General features: G+C 40.5%; 19 protein-coding genes. 14 read left to right on the top strand and 5 right to left on the bottom strand.

Annotated elements, in window-relative coordinates:
- Positions 1-95: 95 nt before the first annotated feature.
- From HWQ36_RS32480 to HWQ36_RS32470, 3 genes are all read right to left on the bottom strand, one after another.
- Positions 96-1,676: an ABC-three component system protein gene (locus HWQ36_RS32480; protein WP_292710685.1), complete on the bottom strand. Its 1,581-nt coding sequence runs from the start codon at positions 1,674-1,676 to the stop codon at positions 96-98.
- A gap of 9 nt (positions 1,677-1,685) precedes the next feature.
- Complete coding sequence (locus tag HWQ36_RS32475; RefSeq protein ID WP_292710683.1) at positions 1,686-1,994, bottom strand: hypothetical protein; 309 nt, start codon at positions 1,992-1,994, stop codon at positions 1,686-1,688.
- Positions 1,995-2,168: 174 nt separating this feature from the next.
- Positions 2,169-4,382 (bottom strand): phosphoketolase, encoded by a 2,214-nt coding sequence (locus HWQ36_RS32470; RefSeq protein WP_292710680.1) that lies wholly within the window; start codon positions 4,380-4,382, stop codon positions 2,169-2,171.
- Between the two features lie 518 nt (positions 4,383-4,900).
- Here HWQ36_RS32470 and HWQ36_RS32465 point away from each other — a divergent pair.
- From HWQ36_RS32465 to HWQ36_RS32430, 8 genes are all read left to right on the top strand, one after another.
- Positions 4,901-5,653, top strand: coding sequence for a DUF2993 domain-containing protein (locus tag HWQ36_RS32465; RefSeq protein WP_292710677.1), 753 nt, complete (start codon positions 4,901-4,903; stop codon positions 5,651-5,653).
- Between the two features lie 203 nt (positions 5,654-5,856).
- A complete protein-coding gene (crtO, locus tag HWQ36_RS32460; RefSeq protein ID WP_292710674.1) occupies positions 5,857-7,551 on the top strand; it encodes a beta-carotene ketolase CrtO in 1,695 nt (564 codons plus the stop codon).
- Between the two features lie 844 nt (positions 7,552-8,395).
- The gene (locus HWQ36_RS32455; protein WP_292710671.1) at positions 8,396-9,139 is read left to right on the top strand and encodes a tetratricopeptide repeat protein; all 744 of its coding nucleotides are present in this window, start codon (positions 8,396-8,398) and stop codon (positions 9,137-9,139) included.
- A 78-nt stretch (positions 9,140-9,217) separates the two neighbouring features.
- On the top strand, positions 9,218-10,093 hold the full coding sequence (locus HWQ36_RS32450) for an NAD(P)-dependent oxidoreductase (protein ID WP_292710669.1): 876 nt from the start codon (positions 9,218-9,220) through the stop codon (positions 10,091-10,093).
- Between the two features lie 56 nt (positions 10,094-10,149).
- On the top strand, positions 10,150-10,320 hold the full coding sequence (locus tag HWQ36_RS32445) for a hypothetical protein (protein WP_292710667.1): 171 nt from the start codon (positions 10,150-10,152) through the stop codon (positions 10,318-10,320).
- Between the two features lie 54 nt (positions 10,321-10,374).
- Positions 10,375-10,725, top strand: a complete 351-nt coding sequence (locus HWQ36_RS32440) for a histidine triad nucleotide-binding protein (protein WP_012408957.1) — start codon at positions 10,375-10,377, stop codon at positions 10,723-10,725.
- Between the two features lie 472 nt (positions 10,726-11,197).
- Positions 11,198-11,707, top strand: coding sequence for a hypothetical protein (locus HWQ36_RS32435; RefSeq protein WP_292710657.1), 510 nt, complete (start codon positions 11,198-11,200; stop codon positions 11,705-11,707).
- Positions 11,708-11,756: 49 nt separating this feature from the next.
- Positions 11,757-12,644 (top strand): hypothetical protein, encoded by an 888-nt coding sequence (locus HWQ36_RS32430; RefSeq protein WP_292710654.1) that lies wholly within the window; start codon positions 11,757-11,759, stop codon positions 12,642-12,644.
- Between the two features lie 128 nt (positions 12,645-12,772).
- On the opposite strand, the gene HWQ36_RS32425 is transcribed toward HWQ36_RS32430, so the two are convergent.
- Entirely contained in the window at positions 12,773-13,492 is a 720-nt protein-coding gene (locus HWQ36_RS32425) for a hypothetical protein (protein WP_292710652.1), read from the bottom strand.
- Between the two features lie 669 nt (positions 13,493-14,161).
- On the opposite strand from HWQ36_RS32425, the gene HWQ36_RS32420 reads away from it, so the two are divergent.
- The 3 genes from HWQ36_RS32420 (at position 14,162) to HWQ36_RS32410 (ending at position 17,992) form a co-directional block, all read left to right on the top strand.
- Positions 14,162-14,824, top strand: coding sequence for a class I SAM-dependent methyltransferase (locus tag HWQ36_RS32420; RefSeq protein ID WP_292710649.1), 663 nt, complete (start codon positions 14,162-14,164; stop codon positions 14,822-14,824).
- A 217-nt stretch (positions 14,825-15,041) separates the two neighbouring features.
- Positions 15,042-16,424: an AAA-like domain-containing protein gene (locus HWQ36_RS32415; RefSeq protein ID WP_292710647.1), complete on the top strand. Its 1,383-nt coding sequence runs from the start codon at positions 15,042-15,044 to the stop codon at positions 16,422-16,424.
- A 5-nt stretch (positions 16,425-16,429) separates the two neighbouring features.
- Positions 16,430-17,992 carry an AAA-like domain-containing protein gene (locus HWQ36_RS32410; RefSeq protein WP_292710645.1) on the top strand — a complete coding sequence of 521 codons (1,563 nt, stop codon included), beginning with the start codon at positions 16,430-16,432 and terminating at the stop codon, positions 17,990-17,992.
- Between the two features lie 33 nt (positions 17,993-18,025).
- Here HWQ36_RS32410 and HWQ36_RS32405 read toward each other — a convergent pair whose 3' ends face one another.
- Positions 18,026-18,442: a transcriptional regulator gene (locus HWQ36_RS32405; protein WP_292710643.1), complete on the bottom strand. Its 417-nt coding sequence runs from the start codon at positions 18,440-18,442 to the stop codon at positions 18,026-18,028.
- A 185-nt stretch (positions 18,443-18,627) separates the two neighbouring features.
- Here HWQ36_RS32405 and HWQ36_RS32395 point away from each other — a divergent pair, with 185 nt between their 5' ends.
- From HWQ36_RS32395 to recQ, 3 genes are all read left to right on the top strand, one after another.
- The gene (locus tag HWQ36_RS32395; protein ID WP_292710639.1) at positions 18,628-18,873 is read left to right on the top strand and encodes a hypothetical protein; all 246 of its coding nucleotides are present in this window, start codon (positions 18,628-18,630) and stop codon (positions 18,871-18,873) included.
- Positions 18,866-19,150, top strand: coding sequence for a type II toxin-antitoxin system YafQ family toxin (locus HWQ36_RS32390; protein ID WP_292710638.1), 285 nt, complete (start codon positions 18,866-18,868; stop codon positions 19,148-19,150). The genes HWQ36_RS32395 and HWQ36_RS32390 overlap by 8 nt, the downstream gene beginning before the upstream one ends.
- Positions 19,151-19,323: 173 nt before the next feature.
- Positions 19,324-21,489: a DNA helicase RecQ gene (gene recQ / locus HWQ36_RS32385; protein WP_292710636.1), complete on the top strand. Its 2,166-nt coding sequence runs from the start codon at positions 19,324-19,326 to the stop codon at positions 21,487-21,489.
- Positions 21,490-21,615: the final 126 nt, after the last annotated feature.

The following is a 21,615-nucleotide window of genomic DNA, read 5'->3' as shown; positions in this document are numbered from 1 at the left end:
GAATTAAATCTTACCCTACCTCGGATGGTGTCACTTTGTTTCCAACAAAGATTGCTGATCAGGCAAGTCCTCTTGTCAATAGGCTTTGAGACGCGCTAACCCTGGGATACTTGTCTCTCATCTACACCATCAAAAATTGTGCTGTCATGAATTAATATACGCGGTGAGGGGTCACGCTCTGACCAAAGTTGCGCCAACATTAAGTCATAACAGAATATCTTCATCTTATCGATCCCTTCACTACCATCACGTCTAATTTCTACTCGGAAACTAAAGCCATTGCTTCCTACATCAATAACAAGTGTTCCTGGAACATCGTAAAGGAATCGAGAGTTAATGCTGAATAAATTAATAGCACGTTCTGCTTGCTCATTCCGTTCTCCATAGTCACGACGTGCGCGTTGTAGTAACTGTTCTTTTTCAATTTTTAAGGTACTTTTTTGTTCCTCAAATTGTTTTAGTTCTTCGATGCGTTTATTAATTTCATTGAGATTAGCTACATCATCAAGATAAATTTCTTGTAGCATTGTGTATTCTTCTAAAGCTCCATGCGTCTTTAGCACTTCTAAAAGTTCGGCACGCTCATTAGTTTTCTCTCTAATAAAACTTTCTCTAGAGGATATTTGCCTTCTAATACGTTGAATTTCACTTCCTAAAAACTCCCTACGATTCTCTATTAGTCTGCGATGAAATAGTTCTACTTCTTCTAGTCTTCTAATTACTGAACCTGGTAACTCAACACCTGCATTCTCATATATACGAACAACCTGATCTGGTCTGGGTTCATCCTCTGAGTCAAGACTAGATTGATAAAACTCCAGTAATTTATTTTCAATAATCTTTTTATTTGTTGCTTCGTGAATTTGTGAGGTTAAACGGTTAGCAGTTGCCTCTAATTCATGGTATTGGGACGCTACCCTAAAATTGTTAAGAGTTTCTTTTCTTTCACGTAATTGTGCTTCTACTTGAACCTTTAAAGCTTCAAGCTCACCTAGAGAACCAAAAATTGCAATTGCAACTCCAGGTTCTGTATCTTTTTTAAGTTTTTTAATATCTGCGATTAATTTCTGTTTATCCTTTAAAAGTTGTAAATCTCTTGCCTCTTCCCAAGCAAGACCTAATAAAAAAGCATTATTAACTTGCTTATCCCATCCAGGTTGCTTTGGATGATGCTCGAATGGTGTAGAAAATGCATCTCTTCCCCGACGGATAAAGTAAGAAATTAGTCCTCTAAAAGTAGGTTTATATTTTTTAGCTTCATTATCACTAGTTAATCCAAATGTTAACTCTCCCAAAACAGTCTTCCAGTCTTCCAAACTGAGAACTTTTTGATCTTCTTGTTGTTTTGGTTGAATAGGCCAGTTAGCAGTATCTCCATCAATTACTACCTGAGTCCTATCTTCAGTATTTCTTGTAACAGTGATAATTTGATTTGCAAGTGTAAGCTCTAAACTAAAAGCCCAACCACGAAGAGTCCTAGAACCAAGCCCTTTGGCAGTTGGAATCGTGCCTCCAAGACAAAAGTGAATAATTTCAATGAGAGTCGATTTACCCAATCCATTACGAGAATCTCTTCTGCCAGAGTCTTCTGTGCGATCTGCTAAAACTACGTTAAAGCCAGGTCTAAACTCTACGGTTTTGAATGATGCACGATTACAACGAACAGCATGAATCATCGGTGACACCTATGAAGTAATCCTGCATTCATGACCAGCAGATAATCTATCTATTCTGGTGTTTATCTGTTGCAATTGAATGGCTACATTCTGCATTTGTACAGTTGGCTCACCAGTTATTTGCATTTGCAGTTCATCGTATTCCTTCTGATAACGATTAGCCGATTCGCGCAATTGCTCAATTTCTCTTGTGTACTTAGCCTTGCGACGTGGATCATCTTCATACCGCAAGGAATCTTCATACTCTTTGAGTAAATCCTGGTCTTGTCTAATGTTGTCTTCTAAATGTTGGAGTCTCAAGTCGAAGTTTGAAGGCATCACTGTCTAAGAGTTATTATTTTAAGTTAGGCATGAAAAACACTGTAGCATTTTAGACTCAATAACGGTTAATTCTAATAGTTAACTTAAGTAATAATCCCAGTTTTTTAAACGTAAAAATTCCTACCCAGTTTTAGACTAGATAGGAATAATACATCCAGACTACATAGAATATTAATGCACTAACGCGATCGCACGTTTCGTCAACGCTTCAGCAGTCAATCCATTAAACGCCATCAACTCTCCAGCACTGGCTGTAGTTTCGCCACGTTTCCACGCAAAAGTATCACGCTTGGCTGTACTCCGTAACAAAATTGGTTCCAGCATCCCCGCAGCACCACCTGTCACCGCAATTAGCGCATCGCCATCAAATAATTCGGCAAATTTGGCATCATCCAAGAAACCGCCTTCGGGTTCAGAACAGGTATCCCACGCAGTATCATGGCTACGGTATAATTGCCGAGGATTGATGACAGTAACTATCTTCACGCCAATACCTTCAGTTTCTAAGAAAGCAGCAGCTTCAAATACTGGTATTAATGTTAAATCGCCAATTACAGCAAATACAACTTGTTTATCACCAGCGACTTCATGTAATAGCACCGCACCATCGCGCAACCCTTGACGAGTTTGTTCTAAAGTTGTGCGAATTGGCAATGGCGATTTACTTGCAGTTATCACAATTCCCTTATTCTTAGTTTTCAATGCCCAGTCATAACAGGCTTGAATACTATTAGCATCAGGCGGAAATAATGGGAAAACATTTCCATTTCGCATCAACGAGGCAAAGTAAGCTTCAATCTCTGGACGTTGGTGAGTCCAACCATTGCGCCCTTGCTCTAATGCGCCTGCTGTGAATAAAGTAATAGTCGAGGGAGTTTGACGGCGTAATTCTGCCATTGCTTGGGTTACAGTTTGCCAAATTGGTAATCCGTTGATGGCAAAAGATTCGTAAGAACACCACAAAGTTCTCGCACCCATTAACGCTAAACCCGCAGCTAAACCGGCACAAGCATCTTCACTCAATGGTTCATAAACTTGTCCATTTGGTGCTTGATTATATAAGTCGTCGGTTGTGGGGTGAATAATCTTTAATGCTTGGTTTATGTTGGCAATTCCTGATGCTTCATTACCATCGGCGTTGGTGACAAGGAAATTCCGATCTTTCTTTCCAACTATTCCTACTAATCGTCCCATTGCGGTTGTGGAAACTTTTGGTTCACCTCCAACGGCATATTCTTCTAAAGGTAATTCGCCTAATTCTGGCAATGGTAATTCAAATTCTGTAACTACAGTTTTTGCAGCTGGGCCACCGCCTGCGCGTTCGGCATTTGTTCTGACTAATTGCCAAGCTTCCGCAGACAAAGCACGGGTTTGCAATGCACTGACAATATGCGGCGCATCTAACGTGTCTTTAGGATAGAGGTTGTGAGATTTTGCACCCCGCGCGTGGACTCCTGCACCTTTGAGTTGTTTAATAATGAAGACGGTAAGTTTACCACTCAATGCCGATCGCGCTGCTTTATCTACACCTGAAAGTACTGCTTGCGTAAATGCTAGGCGTTTCTCGAAGGAAAAGGCAGTGCTATCAACGTAATCCCCTGGTTGGTTTTGATCGTCAAAGTCTTTGGCATCAACTAATATGACTTCATCAAAACCGTTACCTTGCCAATATGCTTGCATCTGTTCATTGGTTTTCAGGGAAACCATGCTGTGATGTTCTTGGCTGTAACCGTTCCACACCAATACCGGTAAAAAGTTAGTGACAGCAGGATAAGCAGTATGGAAATGTGCGATCGCACTTACAATATAAGGCTCACCCAATCCACCATCCCCAACTGTAAAGGGGAACAACTTATCTTTGTGCAACAGTGCAGCCGCCATTGCAAAGTGTTGTCCTTGTCCCAAAGGCCCCGCAGGTGCGAGAATACCGGGGATGAAACCAGAAAGATGTCCTAAAAGTCCGTGCTTTTCTCGGAAGCGATCGCGCAATTGTTGGACTGTAAAAATTCCCATGTCCTCTAGCGAACGATCCAAGAACATGGCACTATAAAATCCAGGGGCATGGTGTCCGACTTCGGTAATAATGTTCTTGTATCCCAGCATGACAAGAGATGCGTAAGCTTCTGCTTGGCTGGCGAATCCGCCGGGATGTCCAGAAGCCTTACTAGCAGTAACTTGCAAAGTTAGGTAGCGCAGGGCATCGGCAGCTAGTAAAGTTTGATATACAGCTGCTTTGTCTGTGGGAGATGCGATCGCTATTTTGCCCGACTCGATAGCAGGTGTTGCACCATGAGTTTCAAAATCTGGTAGCGCTTCACCAAAATATTGAATTCCTTCAGAAAAATTGGGAAGCGCTGAAGATGCTTTTGGGGAGATTGCAGTCATGCTGAGTACCTTATGACGATGAGATGAAACTGTAGATGCTCGTTGAATTTAACAAAAATTTTACATCTTTCAGGTTGTAACAGTTTATTGCTTTTTTGCAACGTTAGAATAAGTACTTTAAATGGTCACGCAACCAAAACTTGAGTTAGTTTAATATCAATTCTGTGTGAAGATGCGCCTATGGTGCAAGAAATAAAGAACGAACCGCCAAGTGCGCCAAGTACGCCAAGAAATAAGAAATTAAGAGATTTGGCGCAGCTTCACAAACAAACGGTATAAGATTCAAAGCCTCTCTCCTAAGAGGAGAGAGGTCAAAATCCATCGCATACAAATGAGCGTAGGCGTAGCCCGTCGTAGACATCGCTATATATATTTAGATAGATTTTCAAGCTAATGCATAATTAACGATCGCAATCCTGATTCCAAATCACGAATTACATATACCCCAATATAGATTCACTCTTCAGAATCTGCCTTTACAGTAAATAGTAGTAGGAAACTTATGAGATTACCACTTCATGCCTGATGAGCATCGGTTAGAAGAAAAATTTCTATCCCAGGAAGCTGAAAAGATAATATCTGAAAAGCTAGATGGAGCAGAAAAAATAGAAATAGATATACAAACTGATCTGTTGAAAATAGTTCAGGGACAGGCAGATGGAGTTTCGGTTGTAGGCCAAGGATTAGTAATCCAAGAAGACATTCGTATACAGGAAATAAGACTGCAAACAGATAGTATTGCCATCAATCCCTTCAGCGCTCTTTTTGGTCAAATAGAACTCAATGAGCCAGTAAATACTACTGCTCAGATTATACTCACAGAAGTAGATATTAACCGCGCATTAGCATCAGACTTTGTTCTCAGCCAGATACAAAACTTTTCTTTAGATGTCGATAGCGAAATTGTGAGTTTTGAGCCGCAACAAATTCAAGTATTTTTACCTGGTGATGGCAAAATAGAATGTAGGGGAAGAGTAATGTTAAAAGAAATGGGGAATACTCGCCCTTTAGCTTACACTGCGATCGCACGTCCACGCACTAATTCCCAACCCGCGATGCTGGAGAGTTTTAGCTGTACTGAAGGAGAGGGGATTTCAATAGAATTAGTTACAGCTTTTATGCAGAAAGCCAAAGAATTGATGAATATGCCATATTTAAAATGGGAAGATATGGCATTCAATATTAAAGATATAAAAGTAGAAATTGGTAGTTTAACACTTTTGATAAAAACTCAGATGAAGCAAATACCATCATCAACAACTGTAAGCTAATCGTCATTTATTTCTCCAGATTTATTCGCTTGTAGTCAGGGCTTCAGCCCTAGTTTTGTGATGCAATTTAAATGCTCACTAGCTTACTATCTCCTTCGGAAGATTGACTCTAGTTAAAGATAATTTTTGTTACTGACGGGTGATGTAAAGTTAATAAAAGTTTTCTATTATTTGTAAAGTTACTTAATTTCAAAATAACAATTATGCAAGAGTATGATGTTGTGCTGATCGGTGCTGGACACAATGGGCTAGTTTGTGCAGCTTATTTGCTAAAAGCTGGTTATAGTGTCCTGTTACTGGAAAAGCGTTCTGTTCCGGGTGGTGCAGCAACAACTGAAGAATGTTTACCTCAAGAAGCACCTGGGTTTAAATTTAACTTATGTGCTATTGACCATGAATTTATTCATTTGGGGCCAGTTGTTGAAGAATTAGAACTAGAAAAATACGGCTTGCATTATCTAGAGTGCGATCCAGTTGTTTTCTGTCCTCATCCTGATGGCAAGTATTTCTTAGGACATAAGTCAGTGGAAAAAACTTGTGCAGAAATTGCCCGTTATAGTGAACGTGATGCCAAAAAATACGCCGAATTTGTAGACTTTTGGCAGCGATCGCTAGGTGCAATGATTCCTATGTTTAATGCACCACCAAAGTCAATTATAGACATCCTTGGTAACTACGACATCACCAAACTGAAAGATTTGTTTTCGGTTATTGGTTCTCCAAATAAAACGCTGGACTTTATTCGCACCATGTTAACCAGCGCTGAAGATTTACTTAATGAGTGGTTTGATGAAGAATTTCTGAAAGCGCCACTAGCCAGATTAGCATCAGAACTTGGTGCGCCGCCATCGCAAAAAACCCTTGCTATTGGTGCAATCATGATGGCAATGCGTCACAATCCGGGGATGGCTAGACCTCGCGGCGGAACTGGCGCACTTGTGCAAGCTTTGGTGAATTTAGTCACAAGTAAAGGTGGCGTTATTCTTACAGACCAGCATGTTGAAAAAGTTTTAATTGATGATGGTAAAGCTGTTGGTGTGCGAGTTGGTGGTGGTAAAGAATATCGCGCTAAACACGGGGTTATTTCTAATATTGATGCCAAGCGGTTGTTCTTACAAATGACTGATAAAAGCGATGTTGATGGAGCCGACCCAGATTTATGGGAAAGGTTAGAACGCCGCATCGTTAACAACAACGAAACCATCCTCAAGATAGATTTGGCATTAGACGAACCACTGCGCTTTCCACATCACGCTCACAAAGATGAATATCTCGTTGGTTCTATCTTAATTGCCGATTCTGTTACTCATGTAGAACAGGCTCATAGTAAATGCACCTTGGGAGAGATCCCTGATGCTGACCCATCAATGTATTTGGTGATGCCTAGTTATTTAGATCCCACATTAGCACCACCAGGCAAGCACACCCTATGGATTGAGTTTTTTGCCCCTTATCAAATTGCTGGTGCAGAAGGCACTGGTTTAAAAGGTACTGGTTGGACAGATGAATTGAAAAACAAAGTTGCAGATAGGGTAATTGATAAATTGGCAGACTATGCACCAAATGTCAAGAATGCAACTATCGCTCGTCGTGTAGAAAGTCCAGCAGAACTAGGAGAAAGATTAGGTGCATATAAAGGCAATTATTACCATGTTGACATGACTTTAGATCAGATGATATTTTTCCGTCCATTACCAGAAATAGCGAACTACAAAACGCCAATTGACAATCTATTTTTGACTGGTGCAGGGACTCATCCAGGTGGTTCCATTTCGGGAATGCCGGGACGCAATTGTGCGCGTGCATTTTTACAGGCAAAGCATCCAATTAGTCAAACTTTAAAGGATGCGCGGGATTCGATTAAGTCAACTGTCGAATCAGTGTTTGGGATTAATTAGGTATTGCAAAGATAGAATCTATCGTTATCTATTTTGTGCCTTCGTGTCTTTGTAATGAAATCCAATTTTGGTATCACAAAGACATGAAGGTATTATTTTAAATGTCCTTTTATAGATATTAAATCGCTTTTTTTCATCTGCTATAGGAATCCGATTTGATTAATGAACATACTTGTGTAGGGAGGGAATAGGGAACAGAAAAGAAGGGAGTTAGAGGTGTACTGAGTTTTTTCAGAAATCAAATATGAGTCCTATATATACATTAAATTGATATACTTATCATAATTTTTGCAAATGTAATGATAATCATCATTACCAATCAGCTATTGGCATCCCCCTACCGACAGATGTTAATCTGATGCGCTTTTAATTTGCATAGTCTCAACCGCTAAAAAGACGCAAAGATGTAATTTAGATGATGATTAACTTAGATAACTGCTTGAAAGAATAAAGCAACTAACATCATTGTTTAGCGAAAAACTAGTATGATCGCCTACAGTGTGCGGGTATGTCACAGCATCCTTGTTAATTAAAAGGGAAATTACCAAACGCTTGCGATGTCTACGACGGTCACTGAGCGAAGTCGAAGTGCGGGCTACATCTACGCAATATATACAGCAAGACAAATAATTGTTTTTTTAATGAAATAGGTTCTAAGCAATTGCTTTATGTATATTTAATATGATAATCTAGCCTACGCTTGATTTTAATAAACATCTATGCGTCGTCAACAAAGCTCTTTCTGAAAATATAAGTGAATTAATGGGTAAAAACTAGTGTATTTTGATAATACTCAAAAAAAGAACGAATTTTAACATCATCTCATTAGTTTTGTAGGTACAGCATGATTGTTCAGCGCTGCTTCGTTGCATCTGGTTTGATAGCTTTCTTCACATTTGGTTGTAGTAGTGGGGCAAACTCATCAATAGAAAATACTACACAAGTTGTCCAAGAAAGTAATGTAACCCAGCTTTTCATAGAAGCGAAGGCTACCCAAAAAGCAGAAGACTTTTTTCATCAAGGTAATAATTTATTAGATGGGCAACTTTATGAAGATGCGATCAAAGCATACAACAAAGCGATCGCCATCAAAGCCGAGAATCCTGAAGCTTGGATTAACCGTGGCATAGCTTTAACATCGTTGCAACACTATAAAGATGCTCTGGCATCTTACGACAAAGCGATCGCCATCAAACCCGACAAATATGAAGCCTGGTATAATCGTGGCATAGCTTTGACATCGTTACAGCGCTACAAAGACGCTATTGCATCTTACGACAAAGCGATCGCTATTCAACCCGACAAATATCAAGCCTTAATTAACCGAGGCATTGCACTGACAAAGCTACACCGCTACCAAGATGCCATTGCATCTTATGATAGAGCGATCGCCATCAAGCAAGATTTACACCAAGCATATTACAACAAAGCTTGCTCTTATGCTTTACAAAGCAATCTGGAATTAGCAATTGAGAACCTAGATAAAGCAATCGAGCTTGTTCCTGATAAATACAAGAAATTAGCAAAAACTGACCCCGACTTTAACAAAGTGCGTAGTGAAAAGCAGTTTCGGGAATTACTGCAATAGTATTTTGTCCCCACCACTCAGTGTAGAATATAAGCCTGCTGTAGCAAGGATTTTTTCTTGAGCGGTTTACGATTAGACATGAAAAAATTGTTAATCACCGGAGCAAGTGGTTTTTTGGGATGGCATCTTTGCCAACTCGCAAAACAAGAATGGGAAGTTTATGGCACTTATTTATCCCATCCTTTAGAGATTCCTGACATTAAAATGTTAAAAGCAAACTTAACAAATTTCCAGGAATTGAAACGCATATTTAATGATGTCAAACCAGCAGCAGTTATTCATACTGCTGCACATTCACAACCAAATTTTTGTCAAACCAACCCTAAAGAATCGCACGCAATTAACGTCATCGCATCCTGCAATATTGCCGGACTTTGCGCTGATAATTCTATTCCTTGTGCTTTTACCTCAACCGACTTAGTTTTTGATGGGTTAAATGCCCCTTACCTAGAAACAGATGCTGTGTGTCCTGTCAACCTTTACGGTGAGCAAAAAGCGATCGCAGAAGCAGATATGCTAGAAAGGTATCCCATGACCGCAGTGTGTCGAATGCCGTTGATGTTTGGTGCGGCAACACCTACAGCTAAAAGCTTTATTCAGGCATTTATTCAAACTTTACAAGCCGAAAAAAAACTAAGTTTATTTATAGATGAATTTCGCACACCAGTAAGTGGAAAAACTGCCGCCAAAGGACTTTTATTAGCATTAGAAAAAGTTAACGGCATCATTCACTTAGGTGGAAAAGAGCGGATTTCGCGTTATGATTTTGGACAAATATTAGTGGAAGTATTTCAGCTTCCCGCCATTGGTCTTAAATCCTGCCGACAACAAGATGTGAAAATGGCAGCACCTAGACCGGCAGATGTTTCTTTGGATAGTTCCAAAGCTTTTGCATTAGGTTATCAGCCTTTATCTGTAAGGGAAGAATTGCAGGAATTAATCAATAGTCAATAAAATCCCTAATCCGATGGTAATTTATCAGGATTTACTGCAACACTCAATCAACTAATTTGACTTTTGGCGACTATGACCAAAGCGATCGCTCTCCAGGTGGGGTCATCTCACAAAATTGCATTGCTCCCATGCTTAACTTAGAGGCGCTGTCTGGTGAAAAGCCGCAAAGCGTCTATGTATTTATGGAAGACTCGATCGCAGAAAAGAGGATTTTGTCGTGTAGATAATCTAGTGACTACAGTAAACCTTTAAAATCTTTAGCAGATAATTAGGTAGATGGTATGAGTGAAACTACAGAAACGATTTTCAGCAAAATCATTCGTCGGGAAATTCCCGTTGATATTGTTTATGAGGATAATTTAGCCCTAGCCTTCAAAGACATCCACCCCCAAGCGCCTGTTCACATCCTCGTCATTCCTAAAAAACCCATTCCCACACTAGCTGATGCTGAATCTCAGGATCATGCTCTATTAGGGCATCTTTTATTAACAGCCAAACGTGTTGCAGAAGAAGCTGGACTGAAAAACGGTTATCGAGTTGTCATCAACACTGGTGATGATGGTGGTCAGACAGTCTATCACTTACATTTGCATATTTTGGGAGGACGGCAGTTAGACTGGCCCCCTGGTTGATCAAACCTGAATTTATCAAACAGAATACATGCGTCAGTCGCCAGAATAATGCCTCCGGCACGCTCTTCGCGTTCAGAATGAATTTTGTGCGACTGGTGGATGAATAAACGGCGTTTTTGCACCCCCACCAAATTGAAAATTTGGTGGTCAACAAGACAGTGGCGGGTCTGAATCCCCCACTGATTGCATTCTGACCGGAGGCGGAGCGTTTCCGGCTCCGCTCCTGAATTCTGTTAGCGGATAGCTAGGGTTTAGCCCCTTCTGAATTCTTCTTCAACTATAAATCAAAGATACTTTCTCGAAAGAGCTACGGTGTGTACACACCGTAGCCCGAAAGGGAGGCATTTTTGCGTTGAGTTTATTGGTATGTTAAGCACTTAGGCAATAATGATCAAAAAGTAAATTTTACGAGTAATAATTGCTAGCAGCGCAGATAATTGCCTCAAAGTTCAAGTATAAGGAAAAGCCAAGAATGATTTTACATAGTGGGCGTAGAGTGGTAGCTGCTTTATTGCTGTCAGTGGTACTACTGACAACAGCCTGTAGTCCAAAAGCACCTGGACGTTTTGACCAGGCGCAAAAAGAAAGCACTCAACAAAAACGCGGTCAAGCCGTAGCTAAGACCGCAACTCAGGGTAGCGAGTTTAATAAACTTTTCCCTGATGCAGGTAATGGCTACCAGCGTGTCTTTACCCAAGAGAAAAAAGGCTTTGCAGAAGCGAAGTTGAAAAAAGGTGGTAAAGATATAGCATTGCTGTCTATTTCTGATACTACTAGCACACCTAGTACAGCAGCAAAGTTCTCGAAAAGCACCAAAAAAATTGGCGGTTATCGCGCAGTAGAAGTTGGTAAGACGCAAACTGCAATTTTGGTAGGTAAGTACCAAGTAAAAGTACTTTCCCGCGATTCGTCATTTACAGCTAGCGATCGCGCCGATTGGCTAGAGAAGTTTAATCTTAATGGTCTGGCTAAACTGAAATGAGCCGGATTGCTGACATCGAAGATAACAAAACCTAAGTAAGGAGATTTTTGTGAGCAAATCGATTGTTGATTTAGTCGATCAATTGCCAACCGGCGGCTTGACTATTTCTATGTTGAAGTCCCTCGATTTTGTTGCTCCTGGAGAGTGGCAAAATACCGTCGGCTTTGTCAACACTATTAAGACCGTCACCGGCGAAGATGACGAAGATTTAATTCAACAAATTGGTGAAAGAGCGATTTATCTATTCAATGACAAATCCCAAGGATATCAAACAGCCTTGTGGTTATATCAAACTGTTGATGGTACAGATAAAGCCCTTGGTGCAGCCGCTTTAGCTAACAAAGTTGGCGAGAAAATTCCTTTGTTGGGTTTTTTAAACTCTGTTACTCCCAAACCAGACAAAGCCCAAACCATCGATCTGACATTAAAGTTAGTCGCTGAATTGGTAGCCTTCTGCCAAATTAATGGCATTCCTGGAGACAGCATTGGCGATTTTGTCGCCTCTTTAGGTGAGTATAGTGGTGAGTCACTCATCCGCATGGTGGCATTAGTTTGTGTTGATGGTTTAATACCTTTAGGCCCAGACTTTATCAGCAAAGCGATATCTGGGATTAATCAAACAAGTCCCAATGAGTTAGAACAGAACTCGACTTTCCAAAACATCAAAGATGTGATTCCAGGAAACAATGCTGGCAGCAAACTCAACTTTATCGGCGAAAGCTTTGACTCAGTTAAAGGTTGGATGAATGGTATTGTCAGTGCGAATAATTTAACGCCACACAAGGTAGTTAGCAACTTACACAGTTTTATCGATATTGCAGATGATAAGTTAGACTACCTGGCTGCATTCTTGGATGTATCTACAAATTATTATGAACACACTGGCACGCAAACTTTAGCACGTCGCTTGATTGAACGGGCGGTGGCTGAGATTTAGGTTGATGGGGACTGGGGAATGGGGAGAGAAGCAAGGGAGCAGGGAGCAGGGAGCAGGGAGCAAGGGAGAATTTTCCCCTCCGCCCCCCGCACATCTGCCTCTTTTCAATGCCCCATGCCCCATGCCCATTAGGGTAAACGCAGATCAGATGCGATCGCATACAAGTAAGGTTGAAAAATAGCCAAATCTTCCAGTTGCTCAAACTTACCTGTCTGCGTACCTGGATCAAATGCAGTGGTAATTACGTAAAGCTTACTGCCATCAAAGGCAACATGACCGATATATTGCTCTTTTACTCCACCTCGTTCCTTGAGTCCGGCGAACCCATAGCGGATTCCCTGAAGCTTACCAACAGGTACTGGTTGTGGTGGGTAGGCTGAGAAAGTAATCTCTTTACCATATTCACTCTGACGATCTTTCGCAAATGCAGCGTAGCGATCTGCAACCCAAGCCTTGAGTACTGGTAATACCTGGGTTTGGTATTGGGAACTTTGGTAATCCACTTGGAAACCACTTGGAATACCAGCTGCTAAGAGTTTTTTTCGGAAATCCTCATTGTTTGTTAGTGGATAAATGTTAATCTCAACTGTACCTAAACGTTTGCCTTTGGAGGAGACACACAACAGGGGCGCATTTCCCTCACAAGCAGCAACTTGCCAGTCTGTTGGGGCAGCAGTATTTCCCAAGATTTTCTGCCAGATATTACCCTCATTAGAGTTGGGAAGTTTTACAACAGCAGGGGACTTAACCTCTTTGGGTGGAGAAAATTGGGGAAAAACAAATTTTGCTCCCAGTGGTATTGACACCAGCAAAATAGAACCTAGTAATAAATGATAAAGTCTTAACATTTTATTGATTAATCCAGGGTCAAACAATTTTGGATTTTAGATACTTCGACTTACCTCGGCTTCGCCCTTCGGCTACGCTCAGGACAGGCTCGGCACAAGTCGCTCAGTACAAGTTTGCGATTTTGGATTGACCCCGCGCCACTTGCGGTACGGGGCATTATGATTTTCAATTTGGGATGAGAGGATTTGTTTCACTTAACTTCGGGTGGGGCATGAACCGAAATAATCTAAAATCTAAAATCTAAAATTCTTAGTCAAGGATTGCAGACTAACAATATCTACAATAAGTTAAACAGGGGGAAATCGCTTCTATTCTTCTATCTGTTTTTTAACGAACTTTGGGGGTTTAAGTCCCCTGTCTCTACAGACAGCGCGTTTTGGGTCGGGGTCTAAATCCCGGTCACAAAACTTAATTACGAATTACGAATTACGAATTACGAATTATTTAAAGTCCGACGAAATTATTTGTTATGGAGTTTGCATCTCCTTTTTTTCTCTGCTTCAATTTCTGGCGTTGCATATTTGCGGGATGATTTTACTATTTTTGTGGGATGGGCAACATGAGCGTCCCTTGTATTTCCGGGCGGACAGGATGCCGTTGGTAAGGGCTTTAAGCCTAAAAACCAGATAATTACTGTGTGGGGTTTAGGTAAAAGAAGAACGCATATTATGACCACTCAAACACTAGGACTGGAACAAAATCTTTATGACTATTTACTATCAGTCTCTCTCCGAGAACCAGAAGTTTTAACCCAATTGAGGCAAGAAACAGCCCAGTATCCAGTAGGGAGAATGCAGATTGCTCCTGAACAGGGGCAATTTTTGGCGTTACTGGTGCAGTTGCTGGGAGCGAAAAAAACTCTGGAAGTTGGGGTATTTACAGGTTATAGTTCCCTGGTGGTAGCTTTGGCATTACCGAGCGACGGGAAGGTGGTAGCCTGTGATGTGAGTGAAGAATTTACAACGATCGCTCGGCGTTATTGGCAGCAAGCTGGAGTGGCGGATAAAATTCAACTGCACATTGCCCCAGCTTTGGAGACTTTGGATCGGTTACTGGCAACGGGAGAAGCGGAAACCTTTGATTTTGCTTTCATCGATGCAGATAAGAGCAACTATGATGCTTATTATGAGCGATCGCTGCAATTAGTGCGATCGGGGGGACTGATTGCGATCGATAATGTCCTCTGGGCAGGTAGGGTTGCTGACCCCCAAGTGCAGGATAATAGAACTAAAAAGATTCGTGCCTTTAATCAAAAGCTGCATCAAGACCAGCGAGTTAGTCTGAGTTTAGTAGCGATCGCAGATGGCTTGACTCTGGCACTGAAAAAGTGATGTCTTTCTAACTTTTCAAAACCCAATCTACTTAGGTTAATACTTGACCTTCCCTAATCCTGCTTAAAAATGAGCAAGCTTTTTTAAGCAGGATTAAATTATAGTGCAAAAAACTGTATCCGTAGAAATTTATTTTTCTTTTTTTAAGTATTTATTCGGTTGTATATTATTAATAGGTCAAATTGGATAAGTGTATCTACTAATTGTTTAAACTTTAATGTCCGTGGAAGATATTCTGCAAGCAGTAGAAACAATTCTGCAAGACAAGCCTCTTGCTACCATTCAGTGCTTTGTGCTGTCTCAGTCGTGGTTGGGCAAAACTTACGGTGAAATGGCAGAGGAATCAGGCTACCGCAACAATTACATCAAGGAAGTTGGCTCTGAGTTGTGGCAAGACCTTTCCATTGCACTTGGAAAAAAAATAACCAAAAAAAATCTGCATTTAGCCTTGAAGAAATACCTGCAAGACGAAATAGGCGATCGGGAAAATCAGAGCCAACAAGAATTCAGTGAAGAATCTAGCTTAGAAATGGTTTCTCCAGACTTCTTTTCAGCAAGCAAGATTGAATTTCCTAGTGGCCCCGTACCACTAGGTTCTCCTCTTTACATCAATCGCCCCCCTCTGGAAGAACTTGTTTGTAACGAGATTTTATATCCTGGTTGCTTAATCCGAATCAAAGCACCTAGAAAGACAGGAAAAAGTTCACTGCTCAACCGGATGATTGCTTATGCTAAAGAGCAAGGTTATCAAATCGTCTATTTGGACTTTCAAGAAGCCGATCGAGACGTTTTTGCTTCTCTGGATAAATTTTTGCGTTGGTTTTGTGTTAATGTCAGCAGACAGTTAAATCTCCTTCCCTGTCTAGATGATTTTTGGGATACGGAAATGGGCAGCAAGGTAAGCTGCAAAATTTATTTTGAAGCATATCTACTGCAATACATTGATAATAGTCCTCTAGTTTTGGCTTTGAATGAAGTCCATCGAGTTTTTGAACATCCCAATATTGCCCAAGATTTTCTGCCAATGCTGCGATTTTGGCACGAACAAGCAAAGCAGGATCAAATCTGGCAAAAACTACGGATGGTGGTAGTTCACACCACAGAAATCTATATTCCACTCAAGCTTAATCAATCGCCTTTCAATGTCGGGATCACAATTACGCTCCCACCATTGACTCTCAATCAGGTACAGAATTTAGCATTGCATTACGGACTAAATTGGGCAGCAGACTCTGAAGGGGCAAAACGCCTTACACCCCTACAAGCAATGGTAGGAGGCCATCCTTATTTGGTGAGCCTGGCATTATATCATCTATGTCAGGAGGAAATGACATTAGAGGTATTACTAGAAACTGCATCTACACCAGTGGGAATTTATAGTCAACATTTACGAGAACTGTTGAGCTTATTGCAAAAAGAACCAAAATTAATGTCAGCTATGCAACAGGTAATTGTAACAGATGAAAAAGTAGAGCTAGACGCGATCGCTGCTTACAAGCTAGAAAGTATGGGTTTGGTTAAACTCAACGGCAATCAAGCTCATGCTATGTGTGAGTTATATCGCCTTTATTTTAGCCAACAGCTTGGAAATTTAAAATGAATTAAATGAATAATTATCGATACCAAGTTGGTGGCACTTTAACCAGTGATGCTCCTAGCTATGTTGAGCGCAAAGCGGATGTGGAACTTTACGAAGCCTTAAAACAGGGTGAATTTTGCTACATCCTAAGCAGTAGGCAAATGGGCAAATCTTCACTTATGGTAAAAACAAAGCATCGCTTGCAACAAGAAGGCTTTAGATGTGTCACCATTGATATGACTAATATTGGTTGCGAAAATATAACTCCAGAACAATGGTATAAGGGAGTTGTAGGCGATTTGTGGCTGGGTTTTAAACTGTTAGGAAAAGTCAATTTAAAAACCTGGTGGCAAGAAAAAAATGATATTTCTTTGGCTCAGAAACTCAGTCGGTTTATTTCAGAAATTCTGTTAGCTCAGTTTCCTAACGAAAGACTATTCATTTTTATTGATGAAATTGATAGTATTCTCGGTCTCGATTTCTCTGTGGATGACTTTTTTAGCTTGATTCGGTTCTGTTATAACCAACGAGCAATTGATTCAGAGTACGATCGGATTACATTTGCAATTTTCGGTGTTGCTACACCTTCAGACTTAATTTTATATCAAAATCACATTACCAAGTTTAATTTTGGTAAAGCAATCCGAGTAAATGGTTTTACATTTGAAGAAGCTCAACCACTATCTTTAGGACTTGATATTAAAGACAATCATCCCCAAAAAGTTTTGAAAGAAGTATTAGCTTGGACAAAAGGGCAACCATTTCTTACTCAAAAGCTGTGTCGATTACTTGTGAGTTTATCTCAAGATGATATGGGTAGAAAGTTAAAAATTCCCCCTGGCACAGAAGAATTTTGGATAGAAAATGTGGTGCGATCGCACATCATCGAGCAATGGGAATCACAAGATGAACCGGAGCATTTGCGGACAATTCGCGATCGCATCCTCAGAAACGAACAAATTGCCGCCAGATTGCTAGGAATTTATCAGCAAATCCTCCAAGGAGTGGAAGTACCAGCCGATGATAGTCGAGAACAAGTAGAACTATTGCTGTCTGGTTTGGTGGTTAAAAAGCAAGGTTTTCTCCAAATCAAAAACCGAATTTATGAAGAAGTTTTCAATTTAGAATGGGTTAGAAAAAAATTAGCTTACTTGCGTCCCTACTACGAAAGCTTCAATGCGTGGATAGCCTCAAAAGAAAATGATGAATCTCGCCTATTGCGCGGACAAGCCTTGATTGATGCCCAAACCTGGGCACATGGCAAAAGCTTAAGCAACTTAGATTATCGGTTTTTAGCTGCTAGTGAAGAATTAGATCGGCAAGAAATGCAGCAAGCATTAGAAGCCGAACGTGCCAAAGAAGTTGAAGCACGACTTGCAGAACAACAAAAAAGATTAGTTCAACAAAAGAGAACTTCTACAATAGTAACATTCTTGCTTGCGGGCATGACAATTAAGTTGGTGATTTCTATATTATGGGGAGTGTCGCTTTTACGAAAGATTGATGCTTTAGAATCACAGTTAAAATGTACCAAAATAGGACATCAAGGCAAAGTAATAACTGCAAATTCTCGGTTAGATGGATGCTGACTTAATTTTGGATTTTAGATTTTGGATTTTCGATTAAATAAAGTCAAGAGCCTTTAGGGAAAGTCCAGAATAATGGTCATTAAAAAACTTAGCTAGCGACTCTGCTTGAGATTGGCTAATTTGCCGTTGGCCATTAACCACTTCCCTAACAATCTCAACAGAGCTAAAAACCCCTACTAAAGAAATTGGCTCCACATCAAACTCATGCATGAGGGATTCCAAAGTAGCCACAGGTTTTGATTCACCCATCGAATAATGATGTTCTTCGTAATTCTCAATTAGAAGAACCAATAACTCAAAAAGCGCGGTTTCAGCCTCTGTCAATTCACCAGACATCATCCCTTCTACTACTGTTAAGGTTCTGTTATAATCCTGTTCTGTTTTAATTGGCTTAGGCTGATACTGAATCAGTAAGTCAGTATAGGTTTGTTGACTAGAAGTAGGGATCATCTTTCCACCTTTCCTTATCGTATTCAGGATGGGTAAGAACGTATTTAATAAAAATTGTCTTAAAATGAAGGTTGATGAGCGTGTGATAATTTAACATGAGTTTGACGAAGCTAAAAAAGCAATGAGGGTAAGACTAGTAAGTTTATATCTTACGAATTCTGTTATCAACCCAAATAATTAAGAGGATGAAGCAATTGAGTAACCTAGATAGAGTTTTAGATGCTGCAATGGAACTTACCTTAGAGCAACAAGAAATGCTGGTACAAATTCTCAAAAACCGAATTATTGAAAGTCGGCGAGATGAAATTGCGTCAGATGCAGCAGCTTCCATTGCTGAATTCCAAGCAGGTAAGCTCAAAGTTCAGACTGCTGCCGAAGCAATTCAAGAATTACAGGAATATCTCAATAACCCAAGTGCAGCCGATGTATAAGTTGGTTATCACGAGTAAATTTAAAAGAGCTTTCCGAAAATTTGCTCATCGTAATCCTAGCTTACAAGCCAGAATAGAAGAAACTATTGCTGCTATGGAGAATGATATATTTGCAGCTAACTTAGGCACTCATAAGCTAGAGGGAAAGCTCTCAGGGTTGCTTTCATGCTCTTGTGGGTATGATTGTCGCATTGTTTTTTCACTGAAAACCGATGACGAGAGTGAGGAAGAAGTTGTTCTTTTGCTAGACATTGGTACTCATGAAGATGTTTATTAGCTTAATATTAAGTGCGATCGCTAATCCGATCGCAACTGTCTTAAAATGAAGGTTGATCAACGTGCAATCGCAGTAGATAAACGCAGGTCTGACCAAAGCTGCCGATGATGTGAGTTAAAATCCTGATATCTTTAATAACTACTCACGCAGACAGCCCCGAAAAAGCGATCGCTATGCTTCAGTATCCCCATCTCGAACAAGCGCTAAAATATCACTTCGGTTACGACCAATTCCGCCCTGGACAACGGCAAATTATCGAAGATGCGCTGCAAAATCGAGATTTAATGGTTGTAATGCCAACTGGTGGGGGAAAATCTCTGTGTTTTCAGCTACCAGCGTTGTTAAAAAATGGACTAACTGTGGTGGTGTCGCCGTTAATTGCTTTGATGCAAGATCAAGTAGAAGCACTGCGAAATAATAATATTAATGCAACATTCCTCAATAGTAGTTTGAATCCTTACCAGGTGCGATCGCGGGAAGAAGCCATCCTCACTGGTAAAGTAAAATTACTCTACGTCGCCCCGGAACGTCTTTTGAGTGAAAGGTTTCTCCCCTTTCTCGATTTAGTTAAAGAAAAAATCGGTATTTCTAGCTTTGCTATTGATGAAGCGCACTGCGTTTCGGAATGGGGACACGATTTTCGTCCAGAATATCGCCAGTTGAAATCTCTGCGGAAACGCTATCCTGATGTTCCTACCGTTGCCCTCACTGCCACAGCAACCGATCGCGTCCGTAGTGATATCATTCAACAATTAGGACTAAAACAACCTAGCATCCATCTTGCCAGTTTTAACCGAGAAAATCTTTATTACGAAGTTCGTCCTAAAACTAAATATGCTTACGCTGAATTATTAGAACTAATTCGAGAAACTGAAGGTTCGACAATTATTTATGCTTTAACGCGGAAAAAAGTTGATGAACTCACTTTTAAACTCCAAAATGATAAAGTTGTTGTTCTGCCTTATCACGCCGGATTAACAGATGAGGAACGCAGTAGTAATCAAACGCGATTTATTCGAGATGATGTTCGGGCTATGGTGGCAACAGTCGCCTTTGGGATGGGAATTAATAAACCCGATGTGCGGTTGGTAGTTCACTTTGATATGCCCAGAAATATAGAAAGTTATTATCAAGAATCGGGGAGAGCAGGTAGAGACGGAGAACCATCTCGGTGTACAATATTTTTCAGCTTTGGTGATGTGAAAACAATTGAATGGAGTATCGATCAAAAAGCTGACCCTCAAGAACAGTTGATTGCTAAACAACAACTGCGGCAGATGATCGATTACGCTGAAGGCACTGATTGCCGGCGAACGATTCAACTAAGTTATTTTGGCGAAAGGTTTCCTGGGAATTGTGGTAACTGTGACAATTGTCGTCATCCCAAACCCATGCAAGATTGGACAATTGAAGCCATGAAGTTTTTATCTTGTGTGGCGCGTTGCAAAGAAAGATTTGGGATGCTACACATAATTGATGTGTTGCGGGGGGCAAAAAAAGACAAAATTATTCAGTACGAACACGATAAACTTTCTACTTATGGTATTGGTAAAGATAGAACTCTAGATGAATGGCGAATGTTGGGGCGATCGCTTTTACATCAAGGGTTAATAGAACAAACTAGCGATGGTTACTCAGTTTTGAAACTCAACGCCCACAGTTGGGAAGTGATGCGAAAACAACGCCCAGTTTCCCTAGCTGTAACCACAGTCCAAAAGATTACCTGGGAACAGGGAAGTGAAAAAGCAGAAGAAGCAGAAGTATTATTACAGAAATTGCGATCGCTACGTAAACAATTAGCTGATGAGCAATCTGTACCACCTTACGTCATCTTCCACGATTCCACTTTAAAAGTGATGGTACAGGTACAACCCCAAAACTTAGCTGAATTTGCCAAACTTTCTGGTGTAGGTAGTCACAAACTCGCTCAATATGGCGAAAAGTTTATTACAGAAATTCGCGCCTACCGCCAAGAAAAAGGTTTGCAAAATAAATCTGTTACTTCCGCTTCCGTATCCTCTTCCAACTCATCTTCTTCTTACACCGAATTACAGACATTCCAATTACATCAACAAGGTCTAAATATCGCTCAAATTGCCAAAAAACGCAACCTTAGTCCGGCAACAGTTAGCAATCATCTAGAAAAACTAATTGAGAAAAATCAGCCAGTTGATTTAAATCAATTAGTTCCTTTAGAACATCAACAAAAAATTTGGCAGGTTTTAGAAGTACTCGGTGATATTTCCCTCACTCCCATCAAAGAACAACTAGGAGAAAGCTACACTTTTGATGAAATTCGTTTAGTGCGGTGTAAGTGGCGGCGCGAAAATCGCAAGTGATGATTGAATTTTCAAGGACATTTTAAAAATATTGGGCGAATGGAATAGAGCCTCCGGCACGCTGACGCGCTAAGCGAAGCTATGCCGAAGGCTTTACGCGGCTACACAAGCAAAGTCCACCTCCGT

Source organism: Nostoc sp. NMS2, assembly GCF_017115105.1.
Lineage (GTDB): Bacteria > Cyanobacteriota > Cyanobacteriia > Cyanobacteriales > Nostocaceae > Nostoc.
The sequence above is the reverse complement of the archived record's forward strand: the minus strand, read 5'-3'. Positions and strand labels throughout refer to the sequence as shown.